At 60.9% G+C, this 21293-nt stretch carries 20 protein-coding genes and 1 pseudogene; 13 read left to right on the top strand and 8 right to left on the bottom strand.

The window, feature by feature from the left end; translation table 11 throughout:
• A complete protein-coding gene (locus ACTJKL_RS27245; protein ID WP_440854286.1) occupies nucleotides 1-693 on the bottom strand; it encodes an ABC transporter permease in 693 nt (230 codons plus the stop codon).
• A gap of 89 nt (nucleotides 694-782) precedes the next feature.
• On the opposite strand from ACTJKL_RS27245, the gene ACTJKL_RS27240 reads away from it, so the two are divergent.
• Nucleotides 783-1658 (top strand): substrate-binding domain-containing protein, encoded by an 876-nt coding sequence (locus tag ACTJKL_RS27240; protein WP_440854285.1) that lies wholly within the window; start codon nucleotides 783-785, stop codon nucleotides 1656-1658.
• Between the two features lie 117 nt (nucleotides 1659-1775).
• On the opposite strand, the gene ACTJKL_RS27235 is transcribed toward ACTJKL_RS27240, so the two are convergent.
• Nucleotides 1776-1982, bottom strand: coding sequence for a DUF6494 family protein (locus ACTJKL_RS27235; protein WP_018099301.1), 207 nt, complete (start codon nucleotides 1980-1982; stop codon nucleotides 1776-1778).
• 100 nt (nucleotides 1983-2082) lie between these two features.
• On the opposite strand from ACTJKL_RS27235, the gene ACTJKL_RS27230 reads away from it, so the two are divergent.
• Complete coding sequence (locus tag ACTJKL_RS27230; RefSeq protein ID WP_018099300.1) at nucleotides 2083-3378, top strand: hypothetical protein; 1296 nt, start codon at nucleotides 2083-2085, stop codon at nucleotides 3376-3378.
• Here ACTJKL_RS27230 and ACTJKL_RS27225 read toward each other — a convergent pair.
• A complete protein-coding gene (locus ACTJKL_RS27225) occupies nucleotides 3314-5419 on the bottom strand; it encodes a 4Fe-4S binding protein (RefSeq protein WP_440854284.1) in 2106 nt (701 codons plus the stop codon). The two genes, ACTJKL_RS27230 and ACTJKL_RS27225, sit on opposite strands and share 65 nt — an antisense overlap.
• Before the next feature lie 107 nt (nucleotides 5420-5526).
• Between ACTJKL_RS27225 and ACTJKL_RS27220 the strand changes: the two genes are divergently transcribed.
• The 10 genes from ACTJKL_RS27220 (at nucleotide 5527) to ACTJKL_RS27175 (ending at nucleotide 14885) form a co-directional block, all read left to right on the top strand.
• Nucleotides 5527-6273 carry a biotin/lipoate--protein ligase family protein gene (locus ACTJKL_RS27220; RefSeq protein WP_440854283.1) on the top strand — a complete coding sequence of 249 codons (747 nt, stop codon included), beginning with the start codon at nucleotides 5527-5529 and terminating at the stop codon, nucleotides 6271-6273.
• The gene (locus ACTJKL_RS27215; RefSeq protein ID WP_440854282.1) at nucleotides 6264-6806 is read left to right on the top strand and encodes a DUF6505 family protein; all 543 of its coding nucleotides are present in this window, start codon (nucleotides 6264-6266) and stop codon (nucleotides 6804-6806) included. The genes ACTJKL_RS27220 and ACTJKL_RS27215 overlap by 10 nt, the downstream gene beginning before the upstream one ends.
• Nucleotides 6803-7819: a DUF6352 family protein gene (locus tag ACTJKL_RS27210; RefSeq protein WP_440854281.1), complete on the top strand. Its 1017-nt coding sequence runs from the start codon at nucleotides 6803-6805 to the stop codon at nucleotides 7817-7819. Before ACTJKL_RS27215 ends, ACTJKL_RS27210 begins: the two co-directional genes overlap by 4 nt.
• Nucleotides 7820-7829: 10 nt before the next feature.
• Nucleotides 7830-8348: a DUF3305 domain-containing protein gene (locus tag ACTJKL_RS27205; protein ID WP_440854280.1), complete on the top strand. Its 519-nt coding sequence runs from the start codon at nucleotides 7830-7832 to the stop codon at nucleotides 8346-8348.
• A complete protein-coding gene (locus tag ACTJKL_RS27200; protein ID WP_440854279.1) occupies nucleotides 8341-9069 on the top strand; it encodes a DUF3306 domain-containing protein in 729 nt (242 codons plus the stop codon). Before ACTJKL_RS27205 ends, ACTJKL_RS27200 begins: the two co-directional genes overlap by 8 nt.
• Nucleotides 9070-9077: 8 nt before the next feature.
• Entirely contained in the window at nucleotides 9078-9851 is a 774-nt protein-coding gene (locus tag ACTJKL_RS27195; RefSeq protein ID WP_440854278.1) for a TorD/DmsD family molecular chaperone, read from the top strand.
• A gap of 44 nt (nucleotides 9852-9895) precedes the next feature.
• Nucleotides 9896-10105: a formate dehydrogenase gene (locus ACTJKL_RS27190; RefSeq protein WP_018099292.1), complete on the top strand. Its 210-nt coding sequence runs from the start codon at nucleotides 9896-9898 to the stop codon at nucleotides 10103-10105.
• Between the two features lie 7 nt (nucleotides 10106-10112).
• Nucleotides 10113-13034: a formate dehydrogenase subunit alpha gene (locus ACTJKL_RS27185; RefSeq protein ID WP_102763935.1), complete on the top strand. Its 2922-nt coding sequence runs from the start codon at nucleotides 10113-10115 to the stop codon at nucleotides 13032-13034.
• Nucleotides 13035-13047: 13 nt separating this feature from the next.
• Nucleotides 13048-13644: a formate dehydrogenase FDH3 subunit beta gene (gene fdh3B, locus ACTJKL_RS27180; RefSeq protein WP_440854277.1), complete on the top strand. Its 597-nt coding sequence runs from the start codon at nucleotides 13048-13050 to the stop codon at nucleotides 13642-13644.
• A gap of 215 nt (nucleotides 13645-13859) precedes the next feature.
• Nucleotides 13860-14885, top strand: a complete 1026-nt coding sequence (locus ACTJKL_RS27175) for a formate dehydrogenase subunit gamma (protein ID WP_440854276.1) — start codon at nucleotides 13860-13862, stop codon at nucleotides 14883-14885.
• 517 nt (nucleotides 14886-15402) lie between these two features.
• On the opposite strand, the gene ACTJKL_RS27170 is transcribed toward ACTJKL_RS27175, so the two are convergent.
• From ACTJKL_RS27170 to ACTJKL_RS27150, 5 genes and pseudogenes are all read right to left on the bottom strand, one after another.
• Nucleotides 15403-15999: a hypothetical protein gene (locus ACTJKL_RS27170; protein ID WP_440854275.1), complete on the bottom strand. Its 597-nt coding sequence runs from the start codon at nucleotides 15997-15999 to the stop codon at nucleotides 15403-15405.
• A gap of 269 nt (nucleotides 16000-16268) precedes the next feature.
• Nucleotides 16269-17546 carry a molybdopterin-binding protein gene (locus ACTJKL_RS27165; RefSeq protein ID WP_440854274.1) on the bottom strand — a complete coding sequence of 426 codons (1278 nt, stop codon included), beginning with the start codon at nucleotides 17544-17546 and terminating at the stop codon, nucleotides 16269-16271.
• Nucleotides 17547-17622: 76 nt separating this feature from the next.
• Complete coding sequence (gene mobA, locus ACTJKL_RS27160) at nucleotides 17623-18234, bottom strand: molybdenum cofactor guanylyltransferase MobA (RefSeq protein ID WP_440854296.1); 612 nt, start codon at nucleotides 18232-18234, stop codon at nucleotides 17623-17625.
• Between the two features lie 4 nt (nucleotides 18235-18238).
• Nucleotides 18239-19111: a formate dehydrogenase accessory sulfurtransferase FdhD gene (locus tag ACTJKL_RS27155; RefSeq protein WP_026169086.1), complete on the bottom strand. Its 873-nt coding sequence runs from the start codon at nucleotides 19109-19111 to the stop codon at nucleotides 18239-18241.
• Nucleotides 19112-19181: 70 nt separating this feature from the next.
• Nucleotides 19182-19333 (bottom strand): annotated as a pseudogene (locus ACTJKL_RS27150) (P-type conjugative transfer ATPase TrbB); the annotation flags it as partial.
• 674 nt (nucleotides 19334-20007) lie between these two features.
• Here ACTJKL_RS27150 and ACTJKL_RS27145 point away from each other — a divergent pair.
• Nucleotides 20008-21270, top strand: coding sequence for an epoxide hydrolase family protein (locus ACTJKL_RS27145; RefSeq protein ID WP_440854295.1), 1263 nt, complete (start codon nucleotides 20008-20010; stop codon nucleotides 21268-21270).
• Nucleotides 21271-21293: the final 23 nt, after the last annotated feature.

Genomic DNA, 21293 nt, shown 5'->3' with positions numbered 1-21293 from the left:
CTAACCGGCCCTTTCCACGGCCCATACCCGCACGCCCCAGGCAGTGGCATTTACCAGCAGAATGAGGAGAATAAGGATGATGCCAAGCCCGATCGCAAGGGCAATATTTCCCTTTGAGGTTTCCAGAGCAATCGTGGTGGTCATAGTCCGGGTGAAGCCATCGATATTGCCGCCGACGATCATCACCGTGCCGACTTCGGCCGCGGCCCTGCCGAAGCCTGCAAGCAAGACGGTAACGAGGCTGAAGCGGCTGTCCCACAAAAGTGTCGCAACCCTGCTGGCCCAGCCGACCCCCATGGCGCCCAACTCCTCGCGATATTCGAGCCAAAGATCCTCAACTGTCTGGCGCGTCAGCGCGGCAATGATGGGCAGCACCAGAAATGCCTGCGCGATAACCATGGCGATCGGCGTAAAGAGGAGACCGAGTTCTCCCAGCGGCCCCGACCGCGATAGCAGCAGGTAGACGCTCAAACCGACGACAACCGGCGGCAAGCCCATGAAACCGTTCAACACCACGACCATTGCCGTGCGGCCGGGGAAGCGGGTCAGCGCGAGAATGGCACCAAGCGGAAAACCGATAACCCCCGCAGCCACGACAGCCGTCAGGCTGACGGCCAGCGACAGGCCGACGATCGCAAATAGGGTGGCATCTCCGGATGCGATAAGCTGCCATGCAGTGAGTGTTTCCGACATGAGGCATCTTCCCTTGCCGTAATTTCCGGCTTTTTTTTCCTGGATGTCAAATTATTGAACAATCGCGCAAATATGCATAAAAATGCAGGATGATCCTGCTGACCACATCCGAGGCTGCTGACTATCTTCGCTTGGGAGAGCGTAAGATTTACGAGTTGATTTCGAAGGAGCGTATCCCGTGCAGCAAGGTGGCAGGCAAATGGCTATTCCCACAGCACGAACTCGACCGCTGGGTCCTTTCGGGGCTCGTGCAGCCGGCGGGAATGATATCGCTCGAACTGCCACCTATCGTGGGGGGGAGCCAGGATGACCTGCTGGAATGGAGCCTGCGTCAGTCAGGCTCGGGGCTTGCCACATTGGCGGAAGGCACTGAAGACGGTGTCGCGCGGCTGCTGCGCGGAGAGGTCGCGGCCGCTGCCATCCATTTCCATGGCACGGTGGCCGATGCAAATGTCGATGCGGTAGCCGCCATGCTACGGCTAAGCGATGCGGTGCTGGTCGGCTTCGTCCGCCGCGAGCAAGGTCTATTGCTGGAGCCGGGCAATCCCAAATCGCTGAACGGTCTCAATGACGTCCTGACGAGTGGTGCGAGGATGGCCGTTCGTCAACGCGGTGCCGGAGCGGATATGCTGCTTGCTCGGTTGCTGGCAGATTTAGGCGCGAAACACAGCGACCTCAATCGACTGGAGCCGCCCTGCCTGACCGGTCCCGATCTTGCATCCGCCGTGCGGAGCGGCCAGGCGGATTGCGGCATTGCCACACGCGCCGCCGCTCGCACCGCTGGCCTGGAATTCCTGCCGCTGCTGTGGGAAAATTTCGACCTGCTCATGCGTCAGCGAACCTATTTTCAGCCCTCCGTCCAGGCGCTGTTAGGTTTCTTGCCGCAAAAGGTTTTTACCGACCGCGCCGTCGAGCTTACCGGGTATGATACAAGCCCGGCCGGCCGGATCCGGTTCTTCAAGTAGAGCGCTTACGCGTTCTTGAGAGAATGGACAAAGGATGCTCGAACACCTTGACTGAGCATCGGAACCGTTAAAATGCGTGCAACTTTCGGTCGAAAGGGCAAAGCAGCATCCGCTGGCTCATCCCAGATCGATCTCGCCTTCCACGACATGATTCAGGCCGGCGGCCTCCGACGTGATGACGGCCTTGACGATCAGCTTCCCTTGTCCTTTCAGACCTTTTTGCTCCACTGCCTTCTCTATCGCCTGTTGCGAGGTCACCCCGACCTGCTTGAGGAACTTGCGCATGGAGACGTTGAAGGGGTCGGTTTCCATATTCGTGATCATATGATTGCCTCGAACAGAGTGAACAGTAAGGTCGATCCGGCACTTTCCGTTCCTGCAACGGAGACCATCGCCAATCGAGCATGAATCCGTTTGAGGTGCAATGAAGGCGATGCTCGCTATACGCTGCCTGGTGGCAGCCGCTTCCTTCCTCTTCGGCGCGACTGCGCATGGGGCGGAACTGCGCGGCCATGGAGGCCCGGTGCGTTCAATCGCCATAGCCCCTGACGGACAGACAGCGATCACCGGCAGTTTCGATACCAAGGCGATTATCTGGTCGCTTGAAACGGGCGAGGCGCAGCAGGTGCTGCTGTTTCACGAAAGTCAGGTCGATGCCGTCGCTGCTTTGCCGCGGGGGCGTTACGCCAGCGCCGGGGCCGACGGCCGAATCGCAATCTGGGAGGCCGGACGCAGCGCGCCGGTATCCGTGTTGCATGGCCATGACGGGCCGGTTGTCGCACTGGCAGTCGCGCCCGACGGCTCTACGCTCGCTTCTGCCTCCTGGGATACGAGCGTGCGGCTGTGGCCGCTTTCCGGCGCTGCGCCGCGCATACTCAAAGGCCACCATGGCAATGTTAACGCGGTCACCTTTCTGTCCGACGGAACGCTTGCAAGTGCGGGCTATGACGCAGCCATCATACTATGGCCGCCGGGACATGACGCTGCGCCGATGCGAATATCCATGCCGGGGCCACTCAACGCCCTCGTGACGATGCCGGGCGACCGCCTGCTTGCAGCAGGCGCAGACGGGACATTGCGCCAGCTCGACCGAAGCGGCGCGATTGTGGCCGAGGTCAGGGTGTCCTCCGGCCCCCTGATCGCACTAGCGGCTACGGCTGATGAGAAATACATCGCCGCCTCGGCCATCAGGGAGGGCATCGTGTTGCTCGACTCCCGCACCCTGAAGCCGGTTCACACCCTCGGCAGTGCCGGCGTTGCGCCGGTGTGGGCCCTTGCCTTTCCACGCCGTGCCCGGACGCTGCTGGCCGGCGGTGCGGACAACATAATAAGCGAATGGGATGTTGAAACCGGCAGGCGGCTTGGAACCTCAGCCGCGATCCAGGCCGATCTCATGAGCGAATATGCCGGCAATCCGGACGCCGAAGTCTTCCGTGCCTGCATCGCCTGCCATACGCTCGGCCCGGAGGACGGCAATCGCGCCGGACCGACGCTGCACGGCATCTTCGGCCGCAGGATCGCGTCGCTTGCCGGCTATCCCTACTCCCCCGCTTTCCGGCGGATGGATATCGTCTGGACGCCGGAAACGGTGTCGAAGCTCTTCGAACTGGGGCCAAGCATATATACGCCAGGGACCAAGATGCCGGAGCAGACGATCAACGATCCCGAGGATCGTGCAGCGCTGATCCGCTTTTTGCAGGCTGAGACCCGCCGCGACTAAACTCAACCGATTTGTCTGTCGTTGCGTCGCGCTCCCGCAAGTAATCCTCCGTCGTCCGTGGAGCGGGACGGCCCGACGCTTCGTAAGGATCGAACCCTTCATTCATGACGGATTCGACACGACAGTTGTCGCACATCCGCACGACATCGAGGCGTCGGGCATTCTCGCCGGAAAACATCCAGTGCTTGCCCCCCAGCTTGTCAACGATGCGTTCGACGGTACTTTTCGTTCCGAATGGCGTGTCGCATCGAATGCAATGGAACGGTTCTTCCTGTTTGATCACCCGGCGGGGCCCATTCCAGGCCTGGAAATCCAGTTGCGGTACCAACGCGATTGCCTTTTCTGGACAAGTCGCGGCACAGAGCCCGCACTGCACGCAGGCGCTCTCGGCAAAATACAAAGCTGGCCGCTCTTCACTGTCGGAGAGCGCGCCCGTCGGACAGGCCGATACGCATGACAGGCACAGCGTACAGGCATCGACATTGACGTCGAGCCCGCCAAATGGCGCGGCCGCTGGCAATGCCGTGCGCTCTACCGGCGTCGGAGCGGCCTCATACAAGCCGATCACCGAGCTTTTCAGCAAGCTGCGCTTGCCTCCGACCGGCAGGAATGTCACCGGCTTTCGCGCATCCGCTTGCGGCACCATCCGCCCGAGAACCGTTTGCAGATCATCGGGGTCGTCCGCTTCGATCACGCCGCAGAGATCGGCTCCATAACCCAGCGATTGTCCAAGAAGATTGGCGATGGTGACGTTTCTGGCTAGGCCGGTCAGGTCATGTTTCCCCCTCGCCGAAGAAAGGGCCCTGATCGCCACCGCTCCCCAGGCGGCCGGTGCAGTCCACGCCTCGACCCCCAGCTGCGTTATCTCATTCACACCGACCGGCAGCACATTCGCGGGCAGTCCCTGCCCGAAACGCGCCAGCGCATCGATAAGCGGCTCTCCATGACCTTCATCGTGAAACAGCACGATCGGATCGCTGCCGCCTACCCTGTGATAGGTGAGCAGGAGCGTGCGCAGGCGTCGAAGCAGGGCCGCCGCATCCGGGAAAGCATAGGCGGCGGCACCGGTCGGACAGGCGGCCGCGCAACTGCCGCAGCCGGCGCAGACATCAGCGTCGATCGCGACATGGTCGCCAGCGGGTGCAATCGCACCCGTAGGACAAAGGTTGATGCAGCGCGTGCATCCGGTGATGCGCGAACGCGAATGGGCGCAAAGATCTGCGGAAAAATTGATGTAGAGAGGTTTTTCGAATTCCCCCACAAGGCCGGCTGCCTTGGCGATCGCGGCAGCAAGGCCCGCGCGGTCGGCCGGATCCGCTCTCAGATAACCTGCCCGCAATTCATGGGCAGGAAACAGGGGAGCGCCGCCGGAAAGGTCAAGAACTATATCGGCATTCGATAGTGCGCCATCCCGCGGCGCGCCAAAACGCAGACGCTTGCGCGACGATGGCGATGGCATCGCGAAATCGTCGATCGTCAGTTCAAACGCGCCGAGATGACCGCGCGCGTTGCGGATCGTGCCCTGCACAACGGGGAAATCCCAGACGCGATGGGGCGTGACATCGTCCGGCCGCGTCAAAAGAACCGTGACGTTCATCTCGTCGGCAAGCTGCCGTCCAGCCTCGATCGCCGCTTCGTTTCGGCCATAGACGAGCACCACGCCGTTGCTCGCGAGCGTAACGCGGGTCGGCGAAGTGACCGTTTCCGCCGCCATCGCCACGAGTGCCGCGGCTTTCGGCCCGGCGGATGCCCCTTGTGCCGACCAGCCTGACGTCTCGCGGATGTTGACGAAAGCGAGTTCGCCCGCAAAGTCACGTTCCTGCGCGACTTCACGGAAAAGCCGTTCCTGCTGTGTGCAGGCTATCGTGATGTCGTCGCCTCCATTCAATGCGTTGCGGACGCGGTCAAGTTCGGCGCCGCAGAGTTGATTTCCAGATTGGATTTGGTCGCTTGAGCATCCACGGGCGACACTCTGGCCAAAGTCCGGCATGCTGCGTTCACAGGAACAAACAAAGACGGTGCGTGGTCTGTCTGGGATCATGCTCTTCTCCCCCCGCATCACGGCACCGCCCAACAACGGTGGCGCCTCCACTTCGGATGCATTATAAAGACATTAGGCTCGCCGTCATCAGAAATGGGACCGGCATCATGTTTCAGCACGCTTCGGTGATGGACCACGCCATCGAACTGCCCCCGCCCTACAACCTCGTCATGATGCGCGAGACCGGCGACGCTTTTGCACACGCTCGCGCCATTGCCGCCGAATGGGGAGCAGGGACGCTGGTCTGGGCACGCCGTGACGATCTGGCAGAGTTCGCCGTCGTGCTGGAACCGGAAATGCCGCTCGTGCATGCACGCCTGGCCATCTATGCTGGGATGAATGCACTGGCCGATGCGCTTGCCACACATGCGCCCCCGTCACGACCCATCACCTTCGACTGGCCAGACGCGATCCGTGTCGACGGGGTCTTGGTCGGCGGCGGACAACTGAGCTGGCCGGCGGGAACCGGCGAGACCGAGACGCCGGCCTGGCTTATCTTCTCGACAATGATCCGCACCACGATCGTGCGCGTCCACGAACCGGGTCTGCGGCCGCTGTTCGGCGCACTGGACGAAGTGGGTTTCGAAGCCGTCAATACCGGCGAGATCATCGCCAGCTTTTCACGTCACCTGATGGTCGGCTTGGACGAATGGCACGAGACCGGCTTTGCGCGGTTGGCCAGGCGATGGCTGGACCGCGTGTCGCCCGGAGGCCACAATGGACGGATCGCCGACAACGGGGATCTGCTGGTTCAGGCCGAACCCGGCCAGACTTCCCTCACGAGGCGGAGCCTGGCGCAGGCGCTTGCATCCTGTTCCTGGCTCGATCCCGCAACGGGAATGCCATGGCTTTGAACCTGCCGCGCACCATTCGCCTCGATCCGTCCGATACGTTCGTCTATTCGCGCGCCGCCGAGCCCGGCGAATGGGCAGTATCGGGCACATTCCTTTTCTTCGGCATCGACCCCGAAACCCTCGCCGGCAAGAAACGCCAGGCTTTTCGAGCCGGCTTCCTGGGCATCGAAAGTTTTGGCTGGTCCACCCTCGTTGTCGTGACGGAGGTGAAGGCGGAAGAACGCGCTGCGGCCGTTGAACGCCTGGCCGAACAGTTGGTCGCGCATTGCGGCGCCCCCGATCTTGAAACAGCGCGGCCGGCCGCCGAAGAAGAAATCGCGTTTGCGCAATCGCTTTGCGATCACCCGCCAAACACCATACTTGCCCTCCACCGCGCCAGCGAGCAGACTGGGATCCGGGAGGCGTTCCGTACCCTTCACCCGAAGGTGGGTCGACTGGATATGGCAACGGCCTTCAACGCTATAGAGATTGACGAGGAAAACGACCGGATGGAAGAGCTCGATATCCGGACGTTGGCGGGAAGGCACACGTGAAGGATTTCTGGGTATCTTCGGGTCACCATCTCCTCGATCGGGACGAGGCAGACCGGCTTATAGTGACCGACGCGTTCCTCAAGGCTTATCTCGCTCGCCCCGAACTGCTTCCGCCGGAAGGGGCGTGTGAGGTAGAATTGCGTCTGCACCATGAGCTTCTGATGCATCATCCGCGCCGTCCGGTCACTCTGGACGAGATCGCCGTCATGGGCGACCCGGATGCTCGCGAAAACTGGGCGTTCATGATCTCCTTCCGCGACCGGCTTCTTGCCACGCGCTCGCTTGAGGCCGCTTATCTGCAACTGGCGCTCGGTTCGGCAGCCGACACGCCTCCGCTGTTCATGAACCAGCTCGCGCAGGTCGTGCTGCGCAATGCGCTCGACGGCGAGACCGAGCCCGCGGTGTTGCGCGCCGCCGAGCTGTTCTATCGCCCACAGCGGGTAAGCTTCCATGAAGGAGCGCTGCTGCTTGCCGACGCGGAAACAATAGAAGTTCACGAGCAGAACCGCCACACTTCACCGCTCTTGAGCATGCTCGGCGGGCCAGCCGTCACCGAACTCGAAATCCTGGACGAGACGAACGCCGATAGCTATTTTGACAGGAGCGATGCCTTTGACATGGTGCTCCGTCTGGGTGGCGCCCACAGCCCCGCGCGTCGCGGCCTTGCCGACGCAATGGAAGCCTGGATCCGCCATCTGGTCGCCGTCACGGTAACGATCGAACCGGTCGAGCGGATCGAAGACGACAACTGGGCATGGTTCGTCGGCCTTGACGCCGAGGCGACACGCATCGGTAATGCACTGTGGCGAGGCGAGGACCTCGACCCCGAAACGGCGGAGCGTATCGTTGCGTTGTTCCGGCTCCGCTTTTCCGACATTGGCGAGGTCAGGCCCCAAGTGGGTGCTCAACCGATCTGGCTGATCATGGCGATGACGCCCGATCGAATGATCCGCATGAAGCCGCAAAATCTTATTGCCGGTCTGCCGTTGTGCGCTACGGCGCAAGCGACCTAGGAGCGCAGTCATGGTGCGGGAAACGGAAAAAGTCGGTGTGATCGTGGAGAGGCGAGACCTGGATAGCCCATGGGCGGATCATTCCTGGGTGCCGGTCGCCGCGCTCGCGGGCGCACCGGTCGCGACACCATGGACGGTGCTCGAACAGACGACGAGACTTACGCGGTATTATGCAGGGACATCCGACATTGAATTTTTCGGAACGGATACGGCGATGTACCGGGAGAACCTGCGTTCACAGCGGCCTAGCCTTTGGATCGCCCTCCGACTCACGGATTCAGCTCCGGGGATCGTAGTCCATCTGGTGACAGCGGATCCGGCTGAGGCCGAAGCTCTGACGGAAACCAACACAGACATTATCGAAGCCGTTGCGATGCCGATTGAAATACAGGAGCGCCTTGCCGCATTCGTGGAAGCTCATCATGTCGAGCGTGCGTTCGTCAAACGCAAGCGTGATCGGACAGATCCCGAAGCCATGGCAAGTCGGATTCATGGTGGCTCACAAAGCAGGACGGCAAGGGATGAGTGACGGCAGCGACAATCATCTTGCCCGCTGGTCGCGCCGCAAGCTGGCCTCACGGCGAGAGCAAAAGCCGGCGGCCCCTGAATTGGACCAGGCATCGGGCGAGGTCGCCGAGAATAACGATCCGGTGGCCTCCTGTCCTGAGCGCAACCAGCCAGAGGCGAAAGCAGCGGAGCTTGAGGGTGTTGGGGTGGTCGAGCCCCTCCCGCACCTCGAAGACCTGACTGCCGAAAGCGACGTTGCGGCTTTCTTGAAGAAAGGCGTTCCGTTGGCGCTGAAGCATGCGGCGTTACGCAAGGCATGGTCACTGGACCCCGGAATCCGCGACTTCGTCGGCCCTTCGGAATATGCCTGGGACTTCAACAAACCAGGCTCGATGGGGGGGTTTGGTCCGCTCGACGCAAAGGAAACCGTGGTGGGCTTCCTGTCAAAAGCGGCGCGCGCCGTTGACACCCTTACGAAACCGGAGGCCGTTCCGCCACATGAACAACGCGGCGATGCCGTGCCGGATGCGGCACTTCCTGTCGAGGATCCAGAGAATTTAGCGACGGAAAAACCAGCCACCGACGAGCCGCCGGCGACAGAGGCGCCAGCTCTCGAGGCGGCAACCAATGTAAGCGCATCGGTTGGATTCAAATCTCACACGCATTCGCCGGACAAGATGCGTCCTTCTCAGCTTCCCGGGGCTTACTCCGGGCCCCGACATGGCGGAGCGATGCCACGCTGATCCGGTAATTGCCGGGATCTTATGTGGTAACCTGTCAAGGTCAGGCTGTTGCATTCGTTCGGTATCGGGTTACTATGAGAAACCCATTCAGGCAGCACGGTCATGGTATGATGAACCCCGACTTGCTTTCAGATCAGGCCTGGGAACAGCCAGATGGAGCGGATGCTTCAATCTTCGGTGCAGGAACAGCTGTTCTCGATGACATCGACCAGGCCCGGGCGGACGAATACGCACTCCTCGCCTCACTATTGATCACCCCGCCGGACAGGGAATCGCTCGCCAGGCTTTCATGCTTGCAGGACAACAGCGATGCACCGCTCGGCCGTGCTCACATCGCACTTGCTCAAGCGGCAGCATCGTATTCGCACGATGCGATCTGTCGCGAATATTCCGAGCTGTTCATTGGCGTGGGACGCGGCGAACTCCTTCCCTACGCATCCTATTATCTCACCGGCTTCCTCAACGAGCGCCCGCTTGCGCGCCTGCGGGCAGACATGGCCCGTTTCGGTATCGAGCGCGCCGAGGGCAATTGCGAACCCGAGGATCATCTGGCCAGCATATGCGAGATGATGAGCGGCTTTGCCGGCAATCACTTTGCCGTCTCCCACGACGAGGAGCAGGATTTCTTCAAACGCCACGTCGAGCCGTGGGCCGGGCGTTTCTTCAGCGACCTGGAACACGCTAAGGCCGCCAAATTCTACCGGTCGGTCGGCACGGTCGGTCGGCTTTTCATCGAGATCGACAGCGAAGCCTTCGCCATGGCGGCACGGCAAAACGCATAGGCGCATGCCCGGGCGCCAAGCCCACTAAGGAGGAGGATGCCAAGATGCAAGACGAGCGACAAACGGCATTGGGCCGGCGCTACTTCCTTAAGGCATTCGGCGGCGCAACGACGACCGTCGTCGCGGCCGCGGCGCTCTGTCCCACCGATGCTGAGGCCTACGACCCGGGCGAAGAGGAGATGCGGGGCCGCTACCGCGAAACGGACCACGTCAAGGCCTACTATCGCGTCAATCGCTATCCTGAGCAGAAGTGAGGGTGCCATGCTGACGAAGCGCAAGGATCGGCAGGCAAGCCGCACGCATCTGCAAACCCTGACCGGAGGCATGGCAGCGGCCCCCTTGGACCGGCGGACATTCCTCCGGCGCTCCGGCCTTGTCGCCGGCGGCCTGGCGGCACTCGGTTCGTTCCAACTCGGCACAGTCAAAAAGGCCGCCGCGATCAGCCCCCCCCAACCGGGCGTGCCGATTGAACTCAAAAAGAGCATCTGTACCCACTGTTCTGTCGGGTGCACCGTAACTGCGGAGGTTCAGAACGGCGTGTGGACGGGGCAGGAACCCTCCTGGGACAGCCCCTTCAATCGCGGCTCGCATTGCGCCAAAGGCGCCAGCGTACGTGAACTCGTGCACAGCGACCGTCGTCTGAAGTACCCGATGAAGCTCGTCGACGGCCAATGGGAGCGTACCACCTGGGAGGATGCGATCAACGGCATCGGCGACAAGCTTCTCGAGATCCGCGAGAAGTCGGGGCCGGAATCCACCTATTGGATGGGGTCGGCGAAATTCTCCAACGAAGGCACCTATCTCTTCCGCAAGCTCGCCGCTCTGTGGGGAACCAACAATCAGGATCACCAGGCCCGTATCTGTCATTCGACGACGGTTGCCGGCGTAGCCAACACCTGGGGCTACGGCGCAATGACCAACTCGTACAACGACATCAGAAATTCCAAGACGATGCTCGTTCTTGGCGGCAATCCGGCCGAGGCGCATCCGGTCGCGATGCAACATCTGCTTGAGGGAAAGGAACTCAACAACGCCAATTTCATCGTCATGGACCCGCGCTTCACGCGCACGGCTGCCCACGCCACCGAATACGTCCGCTTCAGGTCCGGCACCGACATTGCGCTGATCTGGGGCATGCTTTGGCATATTTTCGAGAATGGCTGGGAGGACAAGGAATTTATCGCGCAACGCGTCTACGGAATGGATGAGGTTCGAAAGGAGGTCGCCAAGTACACCCCGGACGAGGTGGAAACGATCACCGGCGTGCCCGGCGAGCAGTTGAAGCGCATCGCCGAGACGTTCGCGACCCAGAAGCCATCGACGATCATCTGGTGCATGGGCCAGACGCACCACACTGTTGGGACCGCCAATACGCGGGCGAGCTGCATCCTGTGTCTCGCTACCGGCAACATCGGCAAGCCGGGCACCGGCGCAAATATATTCCGCGGCCACGACAACGTTCAAGGCGCGACGGACATCGGGCTCGACGTGGTCACCCTGCCCTTCTACTACGGTCTGACGGAAGGGGCCTGGAAGCATTGGGGGCGGGTGTGGGAGATCCCCTATGACGACCTGTTGGGCCAGTTCTCTTCCAAGGAACTGATGGAAACACCGGGCATTCCGCTGACCCGATGGTTCGATTCGGTTTCACTGCCAAAGGAAGACGTCGAGCAACCCGACACCATGCGGTCGATGTTCGTACAGGGCCACGCCAGCAACAGCATCACGCGCATACCCGAGTCGATGAAGGGGCTTGCCGGACTTGAGCTGCTTGTCGTGGCCGATCCTCACCCTACGACCTGGGCCTCGCTCGCGGTGCAGGCGGGGCGCAAGGACAACACCTATCTCCTGCCGGTTTGCACACAGTTCGAAACCTCGGGATCGCGGGTCGCCTCCAACCGCGCGCTCCAGTGGGGCGAGCAGATCGTCCCCCCAAGCTTCGAGCAGAAGGACGATTATCAGGTCCTGTACCTGCTCTCACAGAAGCTTGGCCTCGCCGAATGGATGTTCAAGAACATCGCCGTCGAAGGTGATCGGCCGGTACCCGAGGACGTGCTGCGTGAAATGAACCGCGGCGGCTGGTCGACCGGCTATTGTGGCCAGTCGCCCGAGCGGCTCAAGGCGCATATGCGCAACCAGCACAAATTCGATCTGCTTACCCTGCGCGCGCCGAAGGACGACCCGGAGGTCGGCGGCGATTACTACGGTCTGCCCTGGCCATGCTGGGGAAAACCGGAACTCCGTCACCCGGGAACTGCAAACCTCTACAGCACCGGCCTGCATGTCATGGACGGGGGCAGCCCATTCCGCGCCCGCTTTGGCGTGGAACGCAACGGCGAAACGCTTCTTGCCGAGGGTTCTTACACGGAAGGTTCCGAACTCACCGACGGTTATCCGGAGTTCACCATGGCCGTGCTCCAGAAACTCGGCTGGGATCGGGATCTCACCCCGGAAGAACTAGGCATCATCCAGACGATCGGCGATGATATGGGCGACATCGGCAAGGTGTCGTGGTCGACCGACCTGTCTGGCGGCATCCAGCGCGTGGCGCTCAGCCATGGCTGCCACCCCTACGGGAATGGCAAGGCCAGGGCGCTTGCCTGGAATTTGCCGGATCCGGTGCCGATCCACCGCGAGCCGATCTATACGCCCAGGGTGGATCTTGTAGCCAAGTATCCGACCTATCCAGACGCCAAGCAGTTCCGCCTGCCCAATATCGGCTTCAGTGTGCAGAAGGCAGCTGTGGACAATGGCACCGCGAAATCGTTCCCGATCATTCTGACGACCGGACGCCTCGTCGAATACGAGGGTGGCGGTGAGGAAACCCGCTCGAACCGGTGGCTTGCCGAGTTGCAGCAGGACATGTTTGTCGAGATCAACGTCGACGATGCAGCCGAGCGCGGCATCAGTGACGGAGGTTGGGTCTGGGTCAACGGAGCGGAGAACGACGTGAAGGCAAAGGTAAAGGCTCTGGTCACCGAGCGTGTCGGCAAGGGTGTCGCATTCATGCCCTTCCACTTCGGCGGCTGGTTCCGGGGCGAGGACTTGCGAGCCAATTATCCCGAAGGGACCGACCCTTACGTTCTCGGCGAAAGCGCCAACAGTATCACCACCTACGGCTACGATCCCGTAACGGGGATGCAGGAACCGAAGGTTACGCTTTGCCAGATCGTTGCGGTGTAGCGGAGGAACGAAGATGGCACGGATGAAATTCCTTTGTGACGCCGAACGTTGTATCGAGTGCAATGCCTGCGTTACCGCCTGCAAGAACGAGCACGACGTTCCGTGGGGTATCAATCGGCGGCGTGTCGTCACCATCAATGACGGCAAGCCGGGCGAACGCTCCGTCTCGATGGCCTGCATGCACTGTACGGACGCACCCTGCGCGGCAGTTTGTCCCGTTGACTGTTTTTACACCACTGCGGATGCCGTGGTGCTGCATTCCAAGGACCTGTGCATCGGCTGCGGCTACTGTTTCTACGCCTGTCCGTTCGGCGCGCCGCAATATCCACGCGTCGGCAATTTCGGCTCACGCGGCAAGATGGACAAATGCACGTTTTGTGCGGCAGGACCGGAGGCCGACTCGACGGAGGTCGAGTATGCGAAATATGGAGCCAACCGGCTGGCGGAAGGCAAGCTGCCACTCTGCGCGGAGATGTGCTCGACGAAATCGCTGCTGGCTGGCGACGGAGTGATCATTGCCGCGATCTACAAGGAGCGTGTGACGCAGCGAGGCTATGGCTCGGGCGCATGGGGCTGGCAGACCGCGTATCGAGAGACAGTGGACGTCTAGAGAATCCGCAGCCGATAAGGTGATCCGATTGCAGATGAGATGATCTGGAACCGATAGATAGAGCGCCATGCAGCTTTTCACGCTCAGGAAGGACGCTTCAGCGCTTTGGTCGACATGGGGATAGCCGGAAGCAGGTTCCGTTTCGGTACGATGTCCGAAAAAATCGTGATGGCGGGTGCTTGGCCGCAGTGAATGCAAGTTGGGAGGTGGAGCAAATGCGGATCTGGAGCCTTTATCGACTGATTTCGGCGGCGGTTGCGGCATTCATACTGGCTTTCGTCCTGTCGATGGCCCCGACCGGGGCGCAGGAGCGCCCAGCGGTCTCCAACCCCGGTGCGCAAGGGGTGAGCGAACAACAGCTTCTCGATGAGCTCGGCAAGATTCAGGGTCGGGTCACGATACCCGACCGCAAGGCCACGACGCTGCAACAGCCTCAGGGCCGGGACTATCAAACCTTCGAGCGGACTGCTCTGCCCTGGGTCGGTGCGTTCATCATCATCGGCACACTGCTCTCAATCGCGCTGTTTTATTTCATCCGGGGCCGTATTCGAACACAGGCCGGGGAGTCAGGTCAGAAAATTCTCCGGTTCAACGCGCTGGAACGCCTGCTCCATTGGACAACCGCAACGGCCTTCATCGTCCTTGCGATCACTGGTCTGAACTTGATCTTTGGAAAACGCCTGTTGATGCCGATGATCGGGCCGGAGGCGTTTTCGACCTGGTCGATCTGGGCCAAGTACGCACATCATTTCGTATCCTGGGCGTTCATGCTCGGCGTCGTATTGATGCTGTTGACGTGGATCCGGCACAATCTCCCGGACCGCTACGACGCAAACTGGCTGAAATCCGCCGGTGGGTTCTTCGATCGGTCGAACCGAACGCATGTACCGGCGGGACGTTTCAACACCGGGCAGAAACTCATCTTCTGGTCTGTCGTGGCGGGGGGGACTGCGTTGTCGGTCTCAGGCATCTTCATGATGTTTCCGTTTTCCTTCACTGACGTCAACGGCATGCAGACGGCCCAATATGTCCATGCCATCGTAGGCCTCATCATGATCGCGGTGATCATTGGACACATCTATATCGGCACGCTCGGTATGGAAGGTGCCTATCAGGCGATGGGCTCTGGCTCGGTGGACCTAAACTGGGCCAAGGAACATCACAGCGCCTGGGTGGAAGAGCAGCAAGGCAAGACCGGTGCTCGGACACCGCCGCATACTGCCGCTGAGCCGGCGGAATAGACCAGCCGTCTTCGGCACGAATGGCGATCTGCGCATCGCGCGGTTGCAGAGTTGCGCCGCCCGTGCCGCGAAACACTCCGGCAGAGCGTCGTGAAACGCGGTCTCTGTATTGCTAAAAGGCGAGGCATCCGAGGGCAGAAAGCGCAATTTGGGACCGTTCGGATGCTCGATCAGGGGTTTGCACGTCACCGGCGCATCTGAAAGAACGCTCGGGGCCTTCCTAGGAAGATGTCTTCTCGCCGTCCGTAGAGATGTTGCCCGGTTCGCCCGACCAGTTCTTTCCGACGAGGTTGTGACCTGGATCCCCTACGCGGGCGCCGTCGGTACTGTAGACCTCCCAAGCAGGCTCCGCTGGCTGTAAGTTCAAGACATAATAGCCGGTACCAAACGCGATCGCTCCTACTACGACTACTCCCGTCACGATGATCCCCATTCCGGACTCCTTCGCTTCCGTTGCCACTCGATGCAGCCTCGACCAGGGTGCCACGGGCGATTCTTGTGGGCACAGTTCCCGCAGCTAATCGTTCTGTTCCGGGCCGCCAGTCCCGGAGGGCCCCTGTACTGCGCCTGAATTCTGCTGATACCGGATGTCCAATGCTGCCAATGCAATCAGAGGCGGTGGCATGGCAACGCCGGCAACGCGCATCTCACGAGCCGTCTTCTGGCATTGCGCGATATCGTTTGCGTCGGCGAGCTGCTGGGCCGCTTCCATGCTCAGCACGGATTCCTTGGGCGTGCTCGTCACGTCCGCGGGCGGGAGCGGCGCTGCCCGGGACTCTTTCTGCGGCGCGTTTGCGACCGATCCGGCATCCGCTTTACCCTTGCCGGGGTCGGGTGCATCGGTTGCGACGCCGTCCTGTCCGGTAACAGCCTGCGCCGAATTGCTCCCGCCACCCCCCGAGGGGTCTTTGCCGGTGGCGGCCGTGCCGGCCAAGCCGGCCGAGCCTTGCTGGTTCGAGGCGGGCTGCTGAGGCTTTGCCTGTTGATCGGCCGTCGCGGCCGGTTTCTTCGCATCGGCAGCTTGAGGCGCCTCTGGAGGGGGAGCCTTCATGAAGCCGAGAAGCTCCTGACAGAGGTTGGCCGGGCCGCCTTGTGGCGGGGCAGCCGCCTGCATCGGCGAGGCAGATTGGGGAGATGCTGGCGCCGGTTGCGTCGCAGTCTGCGCCAGGCAAGTCGAAGTTGAGAGTGCGAACGCTCCCGCGAGAATGATTTCTCTCATCGCCAGCTCCTTGTCTTGTTGATCAGGCAGCGACTATGGAAATTCCTGCTTAGCATGCGGGATCATCGCTCAACTTGCAAGTTGAACGGTAACCGCAGGCGCCGGCTTTGTGTTCCATCCTCGGCACTGCGAGCCCCCGCGGTAGCTTTGTCCGTTGCGACGGACTACAATTCAAAGGAGCCGTAGGGGAGGAAACGAACGGGATCGCCCGGTGCGATCCGGCGGGCGCCATCGGCAAGTTCGACCAGTCCGGTGGCCCAGGAAAGCCCGCTGATCCGCCCCGAACCTTCCGACCGGAAAACCTCAGCGTGGCCTTCCGGCGTCAACCGCGCCCGCAAGTACTCGCGCCGGCCTGCGCGCTTGTTCTTTTCGAAGGCTGCCGGAACCGTGAAGCCCACGGGCTCCTCCCATCCCTCGCCGGCCAACACGGAGAGGGCCGGGCGGCCGAATATAAGAGTGCAGACGAAGGCCGCGACCGGATTTCCCGGCAGGCCGAACACCGGAACACCCCTCCACAAACCGAGCGCCAACGGCCGGCCCGGCTTGACGGCGATACGCCAGCTTTGCATCACGCCGGCCTCGCGTAACAGCGCCGAGACGTGATCTTCGTCTCCCGCCGAGGCCCCGCCGGAGGTGAAGATCACATCTGCCTCATTTGCCCCTCGGTCAAGCCGGGCGGCCAGTGCTGTTCGGTCGTCGCCGACATGACCAAGGTCTACAGGCACATGGTTCCAGCGCCGCGCCATTGCTAGAAGCATCGGCCGGTTGGCGTCATAGATGCGGCCGACTTCCAGAAGGGCTCCGCCAGAATCGGCGACGATCTCGTCACCGGTGGACAGCACACCCAAGCGCAGGGGACGGAAAACCGAAACCCTTGTCGTCCCAACCGCGGACAACAGCGCCAGATCTGGGGCGCGCAGGCGATGCCCGGCCGGCAATGCGACATCACCGGCGATCACGTCCTCGCCGGCCCTACGGGTATTGGAGCGCATCTTGATCGGACCGTGGAAGGCTATGCGGTGGCCATCGCCGGCGGTATCCTCCTCCAGCACCACAGTGTCGACTCCTGCGGGCAGAATCGCCCCGGTCAGGATGCGGATCGCCATTCCCTCGGGCACGCGTCCTGAAAATGGCACACCCGCCGCCGCACGGCCTTCGATCAGCGGCAGCGTCTGGAGTCCCTCGCCGGTAGCCGCATGAGCAAAACCGTATCCATCGACGGCCGAGTTGGCGGCAGGCGGATTGGAGCGGCGTGCAACTGCAGGGTACGCCAGGACGTGGCCGAGCGCATCAGAAACGTCCAGTTCCTCTGTATCCACGACAGGAGAGAGATTTGTCCGTAGCAGGCCGAGCGCTGTATCCACGGGAGTCCAATCGACGCCCGCCGGCAGGGCGAAACAATCGTTCTTCAAGCGTGGCGGCGTAAGAGGCGTCGTGGACATCAGCAAGCCCAGCGCAAAACGACATTGACGGTCCCGGTCTTTCGGGTGCTGGTACAGTCAGCCGCGTCGTAGAAGGTCATGTCGAAACTCCGTGCAGAATGGCATTGGCGCGTGCCATGTCCTGCGGCGTGTTGACATTGAAGAACGGATCGAACGGCGTCGACGCAAACAGCGCAGTCGCGGTGCCATGCCGTTCGGCCCACAGCATGATCTTGCGAAGCCCACCGGAAAGTTCGGCGTGCAGGTCCTCGCGCAAGGCGACAGGCCACAGACCGAAGGTGGGATGGTGGCGCAGCGATCCCGCCTCGTCGGGAGAGGCGGCCAGCGCTATTGGAACCTTCTTCTGTGCCGCCGCGTCGCTGAGCCTGGCCACTAGGTCACGGGGGAGGAAAGGCGTATCGGCCGCCGCAGTCACGATCGCATCCGCGCCCTCTTCGGCCGCCCACTCGAGGCCCGCGAGAACACCCGCCAGGGGCCCAAGATAATCCGGCAGCGTATCGGCAAGCACAGGAAGCCCGAAATCTGAAAAGCGCGCTGGATCCCCATTGGCGTTGATCGCAAGCTCCGCGCATTGCGGAGCAAACCGTGCATGTACATGACCGAGCAGCGTTACATCGCCGAGCCGCAGCAAGCCCTTGTCGCCGCCACCCATACGAGTGGAACGGCCTCCGGCCAGTATGACACCCATAATTTTAGTCAATTAGTGCGCCTTTGCGGCGGTGATGTTTCTCATCCTCAGGTACGGTTTCGGGATCAGCATCCCAGATCAGCCTCTCCTCTCCCGTTAAACAGACGAAGCGTTTACCGCGCATGCGTCCAATCAGTGTCAGCCCTACCTGGCGCGCAATCTCCACGCCCCAGGCCGTGAAGCCTGAGCGCGACGCGAGCACCGGAATCCCCATCATGGCGGTCTTGATAACCATTTCGGACGTAAGCCGTCCGGTGGTGTAGAGAATCTTGTCTTCAGCTCCCACTTTCTCGAAGAGCATCCAGCCGGCGATCTTGTCGACCGCGTTGTGACGACCGACATCTTCCATATAGACCAGCGGTCGGTCCTCCTTGCACAGCACCGTTCCATGGATCGCGCCAGCTTCAAGATACAGACTCGGCGTAGTGTTGATCGTGCGGGCCAGCGTGTAGAGCCACGACGTCCGCATTGGCGCGGCCGGCAAGGTCAGCCCCACCAGGCCCTCCATCATATCGCCAAACACCGTACCTACAGCACAGCCACTCGTGCGGGTCTTCTTCTTGACCTTTTCTTCGTACGTCGTGCGGCTCTCGGTCCGGACGACAACCACGTCAAGTTCCTCATCATATTCAACATCGGTAACTGTTTCTGCAGGATCTAGCATCCCCTGATTACGAAGGAACCCGAGCGCGAGGTATTCCGGGTAGTCGCCGATCGTCATAGCCGTGACGATCTCCTGCGAGTTGAGGAAGATGGTGAGGGGCCGCTCCTCGATAACCGAAAGTTCGAGCTTTTCGCCAAGATGGTCCACGCCCATGACAGATCGCGTCAGCCGTGGATTCTCTGTGTTCGGTCCTATGATGTAGTCAGCCGCCATTGGTCACCATCAAAAGAGGGTTGCCGTTATGGGTCTGTAATTAAAGTGCAGTAGCAGGTGATGTCCGTCAAGCAGCCGACGACATCTCGCCTGCCGGTGCGACGCCGTGGCCAAGCGTTCAATGAACAGTTTTCCGTCCGGATTCAGCATGATCTCGGTGACGCTCGGATCATCCAATGCAACGCAGAGCTGATCGCCAAGCGCTTCTTGAAGCTTGCGCACGAGTCGAGGACGGGATCGAAGCTTTGTCGCGGATGTCTCCTTTAAGCTGCTTCATTACGGTGGCCAGCGATTTAAGCGCGATAGTTGGCGGGCCGGAGCTTCTTGAATGTGCTGGTGTCGGCGAGGACCAAGAGCAGGAAGTAGGCGGGCGACTCTATATTCCTTGTCAGCCGGTGAGACTCGTACATTAACAATTGTAGAATAAGTAGTTGATTTTGCGTAGTAATAATGCGGCGAAAACGCAACAAAGAATGGCCTAATCAACCGATTCCGGCCCGGACGGTGCTGAAAGAATCTCGATGGTAACGCTGTTCGGCATTATGCGAAAAGCCATCTAGCAGGACACGCCCGATCCGGATGCGGCGTCTTCAACTGCAAGGTCTTAGTTGATGGTGAACACCTTTGCTCGGGGTTATCGACAGCCCCCATTCGGGCGACGCGCCGCTTTAACTCCGGAATTCTTCGTATGGAATCGTGTCAAAGCCGCTCAGTAAACGCTTTGATACAACTGCATAAAATCCCGAAACAGGGCAGATACGTCAGGTTCGTAGATCCCGCTCCGCACTGATTGTTGTCAATCGACACAGACAAGGAGAGGCCACATGACTGCTATCGACACATTGTCCCGCCGGAATCATATTGCTGACCGCGCCATCGCGCTTGCTATTGGGTCCATGATGCTGCTGCCGGTCACAGCCCTGCGAGAGGCAAGTGCCGCTGAAACCACCTTAGTCAGTTCCAAGAACCAGCAGGCGGATGAAAGCATTCGCCCGTTTCAAATTCATGTCCCGCAGTCTCAGCTCGACGATCTTCGCAAGCGGATCGCGAACACGCGTTGGCCGGATAAGGAGACTGTCGGCGATATCTCCCAGGGCATCCAGCTCCAACGTATTCAGGAACTGATTCGCTACTGGGGAAGCGAGTATGATTGGCGTAAGGCCGAGCAGGAACTGAATGCCCTGCCGGAATTCATTACCACGATTGACGGGGTCGATATCCAGTTCATCCACGCCCGGTCGCGTCACCCAAACGCCCTCCCCGTCATTTTAACGCACGGCTGGCCGGGATCGCAGTTCGAGTTCATCAAGACGATTGGTCCACTTACCGATCCAACCGCCTACGGTGGTCGCGCGGAAGATGCGTTCGACGTCGTGATCCCGTCGATTCCCGGTCATGGATTCTCCGGCAAGCCTACCGAACTCGGATGGGGACCGGAGCGGGTCGCGAAAGCTTGGGACGTGCTCATGAAACGTCTGGGATATTCGACCTATGTTTCCCAAGGTGGCGACCACGGTTCGGTGATCTCTGATGCGCTGGCGCGGCAAGCTCCGAAGGGCTTGCTCGGCATTCACCTCAACATGCCCGCGACTGTTCCAGGGGAGCTGATGAGGGGCATCAATGCAGGCGATCCGGCACCGGTGAGCTTATCGCAGCCCGAAAGGGAAGCCTATAGGTCGCTTAGCACGTTCTTCGGCAGGAACGCCGCCTATGGCGCAATGATGGTGACCCGCCCGCAGACCATCGGCTACTCGCTAGCGGACTCGCCATCCGGTCTAGCGGCGTGGATTTATGAGAAATTCGTTCAATGGAGCGACAGCAACGGCGTGCCTGAAAATGTCCTCTCCCGGGACGAGATGCTCAACGACATCACCCTCTATTGGCTGACGAACGTCGGTGCATCGTCGTCGCGCTTCTACTGGGAGAACAACAACAACAACTTCAGCTCCGACGCCCAGAAGACCAAAGACATCAAGGTGCCCGTGGCAATCACGGTGTTCCCGAAGGAAATCTACAAGGCACCGGAAAGCTGGAGCAAGCAGGCATACCCGTCTCTGGTCTACTACAACCAGGTCGAAAAGGGTGGCCATTTCGCTGCCTGGGAACAGCCGCAGCTGTTTGCCGAGGAACTGCGGGCCGCATTTAAGTCGATGCGTTAGACTCCAATTCCACATCGGTGCGG

The sequence above is a fragment of the Sinorhizobium sp. 22678 genome (genome assembly GCF_052044265.1).
GTDB lineage: Bacteria > Pseudomonadota > Alphaproteobacteria > Rhizobiales > Rhizobiaceae > Sinorhizobium > Sinorhizobium meliloti_A.
Note: the sequence above shows the minus strand (reverse complement) of the source record. Positions and strands in the feature narration are given on the sequence as shown.